Source organism: Comamonas testosteroni (genome assembly GCF_000761245.1).
GTDB lineage: Bacteria > Pseudomonadota > Gammaproteobacteria > Burkholderiales > Burkholderiaceae_C > Comamonas > Comamonas testosteroni_C.
In genome coordinates, this window is the sequence record NZ_AWOR01000083.1 from 1 (window position 1) to 8,229 (window position 8,229).

The following is an 8,229-nucleotide window of genomic DNA, read 5'->3' on the forward strand; positions in this document are numbered from 1 at the left end:
GTCGATGGAGGGCTATGTCTTTGGTGAGTTAATCGACACCGACAAAGTGCTGCCTACTTCAGCCCATGCCACAGAGCCCTCCTAAGAGTGGTTAGTACCACTGGTCCACGATGCATGCACAGATGATTGCAGCAGCCAGCTTCAGCAACGCTTCGTGGATATCCAGCCACATTTCAAAGCGGTTGCGCAGCTTGTCAAATCCTGCAAACCATTCATGTGTGCGCTCTACAACCCAGCGATGCTTGTCTAGCTTTTCGCTGCTCTCGATACCCCGCCGTGCAATCCGGTTGTCAATGCCTCGTCGTTTGAGATGGGCGCCGCAGCGCTTGTAGTCGTAGCCTTTGTCCGCAAGCAGCTTCACCGGGCGCTTGCGTGCCCGTCCATGCCAGCCCGTGATGGCTGGAATCGCATCCATGCATTTCTCGAACATCATGGAGTCATGCCAGAGGCATTCCACTGCCGAGGATCACCAGTGGAATGCCTCTGGCATCTGCGACGAAGTGACGCTTGGTGCCAAGCTTGCCTCTGTCCGTGGGGTTTGGGCCCGCTTCCTGGCACCCCAGTGCCTGGCACCGTGGGCAGCTATCGATGCTGGCTCGGCTCCAATCAATCTGGTCATGCTACCGCAGACTCACCAGCGTGGCTTGGTGCAAACGCTGCTAGGCGTCATTGGCATTCAATGCACGCAAGCGCCGCCAGCAGGCTATACCACTTCCATAACCGAAGGACTGAGGAAAATCTTTCCATGGGATGCCTGTTTGCAGCACGCACAGGATGCCATTGAGCGCTGCTTCACCGCTCACAGTTAGCGTGCGTGCGCCTCCTTTGACGGAAGGGGCTGCAACTGCCACCACACTTTTTTGCTAACGGACTGCCTTGCCTTGAGGGCCAGAAATATAAATGCTTATGGCTGATCTCAATGGGAAGTGGCGTTAGCGGCTCTTAGCAAAGCTGTGGTGAGAAAGCTCATGCACTATGCATAATATCAATGCTCTCGTTAAGTTGAGTAAAAATATAACTAAACATAGCGCTGAGAAAAACCATAGGTAGTTATACTGACTTTTAGAGCAGTAAACTGATTTTAAATTGATTTGAGAGAATCTTAGTAACTTAGAGAGCAGCAATGTTTGGTAAGCATGAATATTCTGTTGTTGGTCATAGTAGGGTTGATATGGGGAGGTACTTGGGCATCATTGCCGGTGCACTGAGTTCTTTACTGGCGACTGCCATTGCTGCAACTGTCGCATTGGCAGCAGCAGAAGGCATAACATTGGGTAGCAAGCTAATATTGCCAGCTACTTCGACATTATTTTATGCTATTGGCTACTACCTATTTGATCGGCATGCATGGAAATGGTCTTGGGTTCAGAGGATTTTTAATATACCTTGGTTAGGGGGAGATTGGGCCTGTAGCGGGAAGACGTTTGATGAGGAGGGCAACGTCACATACAACTGGGAGGCAAAAATCACAATTGTTCAACATTGGGAGAAAATATCTGTTCAGATTCAAACCGCCCAATCGCGCTCATACAGTGTCGCAGCATCAATTATAAAAAATGACAATGCTGGACCAATATTAATGTACAGTTACAGAAATGAACCAAGGATGGGGGAGCCAGAGTTGAAGGCGCATTTCGGTTATTCTGAGTGGCACTTTTCAAGTGATTTAAAAACTGCATCCGCAAGCTATGTAAATGGCGGCGGACGTCGCACGAGCGGAATCATGGATATTACAAAGGTTGAGCAATGAAGAAAGATTACGAAGCTCGCATCAAGGCGATGAAGGCACGTAGACAGAATGATGGTAAAAATGTAAGCCTTGAAAAGATGCTCAAGGAGAGTAGTGCTGATTACATTAATCAGCAAGTCCTCCGTTCCTACGCGACAGAAGATTATGAGAGGCGTGGGAAAACCAGTGCATTGAAATATGCACTAGGCGCGATGCAGGAGGTCGATCCTCAGTACACAAACGTCAGCTTGGGGGAGGCCGGTAGAGTATCAAGGCAAGTTGAAGAAGGGCTGGATAGAACGTATGGGAAAACTGTAGAGACAAAACTTCAAGGTTCGTTGCCAATAAATGTACATTTGCGTCGGTCAAGCGATGTCGATATTCTGGTTTTTCCGAGTAATTTCTTGGTTTACAGTCCTGCCGGTATATTGGCATCAACTTATTCACCTTCAAACTTGAACAAGGTTAATGTCACTATAGAACTACGTAGGCAGTGTGCCCAGCATTTAACGAATGCATACCCATCTGCAACGGTAGATGATTCAGGTTCTAAATGCATCACCATTACGGGTGGGTCTTTGCGACGAGATGTCGATGTGGTTCCCGCATTGTGGTACGACACTGCGGCTTATCAAAGTAGTAAAAATATTAAAGATAGGGCAGTGGAGGTCCTGGATAAAAAGAAATGTGAGTTTAATGACAATATGCCATTTTTAGTTCAGTACAATATAAATAATAAAGATGAATTGACATTCGGTGGATGCAAGAAAGCAATTCGTTTGCTTAAGACACTTAGAGCCGATGCTGATGATGAGATTGATTTTTCCAGTTTCAATATTATGTCCATAATCTACAATATGGATAATGGCGAGCTAAGACATCAACGATTATACGAAGGGGCTTTAATTGTATCTATTAATAATTGGTTAAATTACCTTGGAGCAAACTTACAGGTACTGCGTTCGTTGGATGCCGTTGATGGAAGTCGGAAAGTCATTCAAAGTAGTAAGGATGAAGCGGAATTTCAGCTTCTCCGTTCTGAATTGAACGATTTAGTTGAGCAAATTTCCGTAGAAATTGCTCCGGAGGTGGGACAGTTACTTCGTGAGCCAGTACTCCGCAATTACGCGTTTTACTAGTTTTAAATTCCCTGTTTTTACTTGAATCGCCCCTGGATTTTTGGATGCTATTTAGTTTCAGTAAATCCACCAAAGTAGTGGCTTTACTAGCGATTTGCTGATAGTAGTTTACCTTAGCCTTTCCCTATGGTATGTGGCCGATGGTTCGAGTGGGCGAGTGTGATTGAAGCAAGGGAGTCATTCGGGCGTTGCAATCTCCACTGCATGCTTGGTCTTCCACAGCTCCCGGCAGTGAATCTTGGTAAGCCGGTAATTCTTGGCTGAAATCGTCTTGGAAAATTATAAAATTTGGCCTAATCTCCGATAATTTGTTATCTATCTGTATTTAATATAAATCTAAATTTGAATTTAAAGTTTAGATTTCTACTCGCAAAAAACCCAAATGACCCCGGAATTGTGTAGTCCTTTTAATATTGAGTTCCTAAGTATATTCTCATTCGAATGTTTTCGTCTTAATAAAGATTCACCGAAATACTTTGGTTTTTCAGAAATTATCAGTGGTCTTGCATTAACAATGGTAGTGTGGACATTTGCTGATTTTCGATATAAATTTCGCATTGATACAGCGGCTATTCCGGTGAGGAAGGCATCGGTACTGATAACCATTTTGGTGGGTGTCTTGGCACTACTGACTGACTACTGGCGAGCTAGCCAATCGCGAGTGCCTGCAGGGAAGTGGCTGACGCCCGAGTCATGGCAATTATTGCTAGGTGGTGCTTTTTTTATAGTTCTGGCTATTTGGCTTTGGGCAGCTTTCTTTTCCCCTGCCAGATTTAATCGCTGGAATTCTGCTAGATTCGCGCGAACTGTGGAAGCGTGTTTGTTGCGAGGATCTTCGACAGAACTAGCAATTATTAGTGATGAATTATCCAGATCTGTGTCGAGGATCGTGTGTTCTATGCCCGACAATGATTACAAAGGTGAAATCACAGCGATGCAGACTGATGCGATGAGGCTGCTTTTGGCCATGGGAAGTCCGAAATTTTGCAGGGCAGTTGTCGAGGACTCTCCGAGGTCGATCATCATGCTGTTCAATGCTGTGCATACTCAGTCGAAATACAACGATGAAATAAAAATTATTGCCAAGAATCTCGTAACTGCGGCGCTTGCAAATAGAAATTCTTTTTTGTACCATGAGAATGATTTTTATTCTTCGGGGCTTGAAGGTATAACCCAACCTGTGACCACAGCGTTGTGTCAATCGCCAAAACTAGTGAGGAGTATAGAAACCTTATTAAACCCTGAATATTCTCGGAGAGACCCTTGGGACTTTGATCAGTGGAATGCATACTTTCGACTGTTGCTCAAAGTATTTTCTACCCACGTTAGAGGTGGTCCAACCGAAAGCGCTAGTTCACTGCATTGGGCGTTTCTGAAAATTTCATGGATTTATTCCGATCTCAATAAGGAACTTAGATTGGATGACCTGAGGCCCGGCGATGATTTGGAGCGGAAGCTACGATTGCTGGGTGAGTTAATTATTGACATGGTTAATGTCGTAAATGATGCTGTTAAGGATAATATTGATTATCCTCAACACATTGTACAAGACATTGCAAAACTTGTATTTTCTTTGATTGAGGCTGCTTCGTTAGTTAGGAAGCCTCGTAAGGTCTCACTAAGAATTCAAAAAACGCTTATTTGGGATGAAATTCTTAACTCTAGTCCATTCCGAGGTGCTGCAGGTCGAATAATATTAATGGAGATACACAATCTATTAATATGTTCAGTAAAAAGTTGTCCGAATATGGATAGTGTAAAAATTCTCGGATATTGTCTTAACGTTATGGGGTTTGAGCCTGTTGATAAGGATTCACAATACGGATCGTGTTGGAGAAAAATTCATCTGGCGCTTATTGATTGGGTGAAGAAAGATATTGCCACATTGCTGGAAAAATACCCTCGCATGGCCGGTGAGTGCTTCGTTGAAGGTATGTCGTATGATAAGGAAAATTCTCGGCTTGCGATTCATTATCAATGGGAGGATGAAGCGGAGGATAGCTACTGCTATCTAAAAATTGATCCTCCAAAACCTATGTCCATGTAAAATAATTTACCTTGCATATTATTTATAAGTTCGTTCATAGCCACGATATGAACCAGGTGCTTTCATCAGCAACACGGATCTTTGATACCTTTATTTAGTGCTGCTAACACCACCTATCCACGAAGCGCGGGCAGATGATGGAGGCTGCCAATTTCAGGAACGCTTCGTGGATGTCCAACATTTTTCAAACCGGATTCACAGCTTGCGCAAGCCTGCAAGTCATCTGTGTGGCCTCTCGACTACCCAGCGATTCCTGCTTAAATTTTTGTCTAGCAATCTGGCTGGCAATACCCAGCCGCCTCATATGATCAAGCTCACCATCGTGAGGGGACAACGACTTGATCAGGCCTGGCCGCAGGTGCAGGCATGTCACTAGCAACGAGGCTGCGAATGCCAGGTTGGGTCCGGTCTGACTGGCAGTGCGCCCGGTTGGCGTCGAATTAGTTGACCTTCGTGCGCAGTGTGGGCACAAGGCCAGTGAAATCCACCCAGGGGTTAGTGTTGAGCAGCTCGGCGTGAGGCGCCGTAGATTCGTCAAAGCGAATCACAAAGCTTTCAGGGCCGTGGGCGTAGGCCACGATCAAGCCATCCTTGGGGTCCATATAACCCGCGTGAGTGCCCATGCCGGGGTAGCTCAGGCGCACTGCGGGGCCGTTTTCAGCAATGCGGTCTACGGTCAGGCGTGCCACCGTTGCATCCGGCAAGATGTACATCCATGTGAAGGGGCCACCAGATACGACGGTCATGACTTCATCAATGCCCGGACCCGCATCAGAGGAGTTCACATGCAGACGGCCATAGCGGTTCAAAGCCCAGGTTTGCATGTCCGGCGTCATAGCCTTCATGTCATAGACCTTGGGGTAAGGTGCAGTGTCGCCTTCGCGGGTACCAAGCAGGCCACCACGGGCCACCTCTGGAGTGCGTCCAGCTAAGTGGATCTGCTCCAGCAACTGTGCACGATTCAGCACGAAGGTCTTCAGCAGCGTCTTTTGTTCCTCGTCGCTGGTGGCCCGAGTCTGCGAAGCCTTCAGGATAGGCTTGACTGCGTCGGGGATGGCCACGGTGCTGGCGCGAACACCCACGGCTCGCAGAACGGCGTTGACGTTCTCCAGGCCATGCACATCAGGGCGGCCATCACTGAACTGGAGCTTGACGAAGTCCGCGGCTTGAGCAGCAGGTGCCAAGCTCATTGCGGCAGCAGCCACGACAGCAGTCAGACCCAATTTGTTTACGTTGCTTTCTTGCATTTTCATTTCCTTTCGAGGATTGTTCAGCGCAGAAGCGCCAGGGGGTAAATCAATATTTGTGTTTAGGACAGGATCACGCTGGTAGTGACCGGGGTTGGTTCGGCGACCTGCTTTTTAGCTCCGCCGCTCTGGATCAGAAGGACACCACCCAGAATCAGGAGCACGCCCACGATGCGCATCAAGTTGATGGGTTTGGGCTCCAACCCCATCACACCGAAGTGGTCCACCAGCACGGCTGCAACCATCTGCCCTGCGACCACAGCAACCAGAAAGCCGCCTGCACCCAGCTTGGGAATCAGCGCTGTGGCGCTGGCCACATAAATGGCACCCAGAACACCACCGATCCAAAGCCACCAGGGACCATGAAACGCATTGGCGAAATTCGGCATGGGTGCTTTGGACAGAACCAACAGAGGCACCATCACGGCTAGGCTGATCAGCAACGATGTCGTTGCGCCCCAGAAAGGGTGACCAAGGGCTCGGCCCACGTTGGCATTTGCGGCCGCCTGAAAGGGCAGGACAGCTCCTGCCAGCAAGGCCATGCCCAGTGAGGCGACCGTCATCAAAGCCATCTTGCTGTTCATATCTGCGACTCCTTCAAGCGTCTAAAACCAATGCCTGAATGGTCTCGCATATGATTTAGTTATGGAAATCGTTTGTGCGCACATGTACTATTCACTGCATGGATGAACTGCGCCGAATCGACCTCAACCTCCTGCTAGCACTGCATGCCTTGCTGACGGAAAAGCATGTAACCCGGGCCGCGCTGCGCCTTCACAAGAGCCAGCCAGCCGTGAGCCATTCACTGGCTCAGCTGAGAGAGCACTTCAACGACCCATTGCTAGTGCGCAAGCAGGGAAAGCTGGAGTTGACGACCCGAGGCAATGCGCTGCTGCAGCCCTTATCCGAGGCCTTGGCCAACCTCAATACCTTGCTAGGGACACCGCAGTTCGATCCGCTGCATGCACAGCGAAGGTTCCGGCTTTCGCTGTCTGACTACGCGGCTCGTCTGGTGATGCCGGATCTGATGCGATATGCCCGCCAACATGCTCCTGGGTTTGACTTCGCCATTAGTCAGGCCAGCCGCGATGCGATGCTGGTTCAGCTCGCCGATGGGGAGCTGGACTTAGCGTTAGGCATCTTTCCTGAGATCCCTCAGGACATCCGTGTCGAAACACTGTTTGAAGAAGATTTCATATGTCTTGCAGACAGGGCCACTGTTCCTGAAAAGGGTGGACTGTCGCTAGAGGAGTGGTTGGCGCGCCCTCATGTCATGTTGGCGTTGAGGCATGATGCAAATGATGAAATTGAGAGGGCTCTGGCGGCCAAGGGGCTCAAAAGACGAATTGCGGTTGTATTGCCACATTGGAGCGCAGCAGTGGAGTTGCTATCGGGAACCGATCTGGTTTTGACCATAGCTCGCCGTGCTGTTGGGCCGGCACGCTCATTCAGAGATCTGCGGCAGTTCGCGCCACCTAGCCAGCTGCAATTGCCGAAGATGGCGTATCAGCAAGCTTGGCACACGCGTAAGGACACAGATCCAGCTTTAGCGTGGCTGCGACAGGTCGTGATGAACGGTTGCAAGCCCAATATTGGCGGCTAGAGAACTGTGTTGCCTGAACTTTCTTCGTTATTTGAGGGGATGCGAATGAGCTGAGTTTTGATTCCCATAAGCACACGGTACTGAATTTCCCAAGGGGCCGCATCTCTGGCTCTGCGGCCGAGCGTGTTGCTCTCGTGGTCTCGTTGCACTGGCGCACTCGTAGCCGGCAGGTTGGCTGCAGTGTCCAGCCTGAGACCATTCATGACTTTGGCGGTTTTCCAGCGCCGCTTTATGCACTGCAGTACCCTGCGAAGGGCGCCCCTGAAGTTGCGCGGGAAGTGGCAGACCATCTCGTGCAAGTGGGCATGCCTATCCAGTTGAATCGTGACCAGGGCTTGGACCATGGCGCTTGGGTACCTCTGATGCATATACTGCCGGGTGCCGCGCTGCCAGTATTTCAACTGTAGCTTCCCATCGAAATGCGCGCTGCCGGTGCCCAGGCGTTGGGTCGTGCATTGGCTCCG

At 49.2% G+C, this 8,229-nt stretch carries 7 protein-coding genes and 2 pseudogenes; 5 read left to right on the forward strand and 4 right to left on the reverse strand.

Features of this window, described 5'->3' with window-relative positions; genetic code table 11:
* Nucleotides 1-91: 91 nt before the first annotated feature.
* Nucleotides 92-898: pseudogene (locus tag P353_RS28585) on the reverse strand (IS5 family transposase).
* Between the two features lie 225 nt (nt 899-1,123).
* Between P353_RS28585 and P353_RS29365 the strand changes: the two are divergent.
* The 3 genes from P353_RS29365 to P353_RS23940 all read left to right on the forward strand — a co-directional run bounded on the left by P353_RS29365 (nt 1,124) and on the right by P353_RS23940 (nt 4,915).
* On the forward strand, nt 1,124-1,750 hold the full coding sequence (locus P353_RS29365) for a pancortin-3 (protein ID WP_157839647.1): 627 nt from the start codon (nt 1,124-1,126) through the stop codon (nt 1,748-1,750).
* Complete coding sequence (locus tag P353_RS29370; RefSeq protein WP_157839648.1) at nt 1,747-2,868, forward strand: hypothetical protein; 1,122 nt, start codon at nt 1,747-1,749, stop codon at nt 2,866-2,868. Before P353_RS29365 ends, P353_RS29370 begins: the two co-directional genes overlap by 4 nt.
* 382 nt (nt 2,869-3,250) lie before the next feature.
* On the forward strand, nt 3,251-4,915 hold the full coding sequence (locus P353_RS23940) for a hypothetical protein (RefSeq protein WP_157839649.1): 1,665 nt from the start codon (nt 3,251-3,253) through the stop codon (nt 4,913-4,915).
* A 103-nt stretch (nt 4,916-5,018) separates the two neighbouring features.
* Here P353_RS23940 and P353_RS30070 read toward each other — a convergent pair.
* The 3 genes and pseudogenes from P353_RS30070 to P353_RS23950 all read right to left on the reverse strand — a co-directional run.
* A pseudogene (locus P353_RS30070) lies at nt 5,019-5,219 on the reverse strand (IS5/IS1182 family transposase); the annotation flags it as partial.
* 136 nt (nt 5,220-5,355) lie between these two features.
* Nucleotides 5,356-6,162 (reverse strand): hypothetical protein, encoded by an 807-nt coding sequence (locus tag P353_RS23945; protein WP_232776861.1) that lies wholly within the window; start codon nt 6,160-6,162, stop codon nt 5,356-5,358.
* A 62-nt stretch (nt 6,163-6,224) separates the two neighbouring features.
* Nucleotides 6,225-6,746, reverse strand: a complete 522-nt coding sequence (locus P353_RS23950) for a DMT family transporter (RefSeq protein WP_034375326.1) — start codon at nt 6,744-6,746, stop codon at nt 6,225-6,227.
* Nucleotides 6,747-6,844: 98 nt separating this feature from the next.
* Here P353_RS23950 and P353_RS23955 point away from each other — a divergent pair, with 98 nt between their 5' ends.
* Nucleotides 6,845-7,765, forward strand: coding sequence for a LysR family transcriptional regulator (locus tag P353_RS23955; RefSeq protein WP_034375329.1), 921 nt, complete (start codon nt 6,845-6,847; stop codon nt 7,763-7,765).
* Between the two features lie 134 nt (nt 7,766-7,899).
* Nucleotides 7,900-8,172, forward strand: a complete 273-nt coding sequence (locus P353_RS28590; protein WP_232776864.1) for a DODA-type extradiol aromatic ring-opening family dioxygenase — start codon at nt 7,900-7,902, stop codon at nt 8,170-8,172.
* Nucleotides 8,173-8,229: the final 57 nt, after the last annotated feature.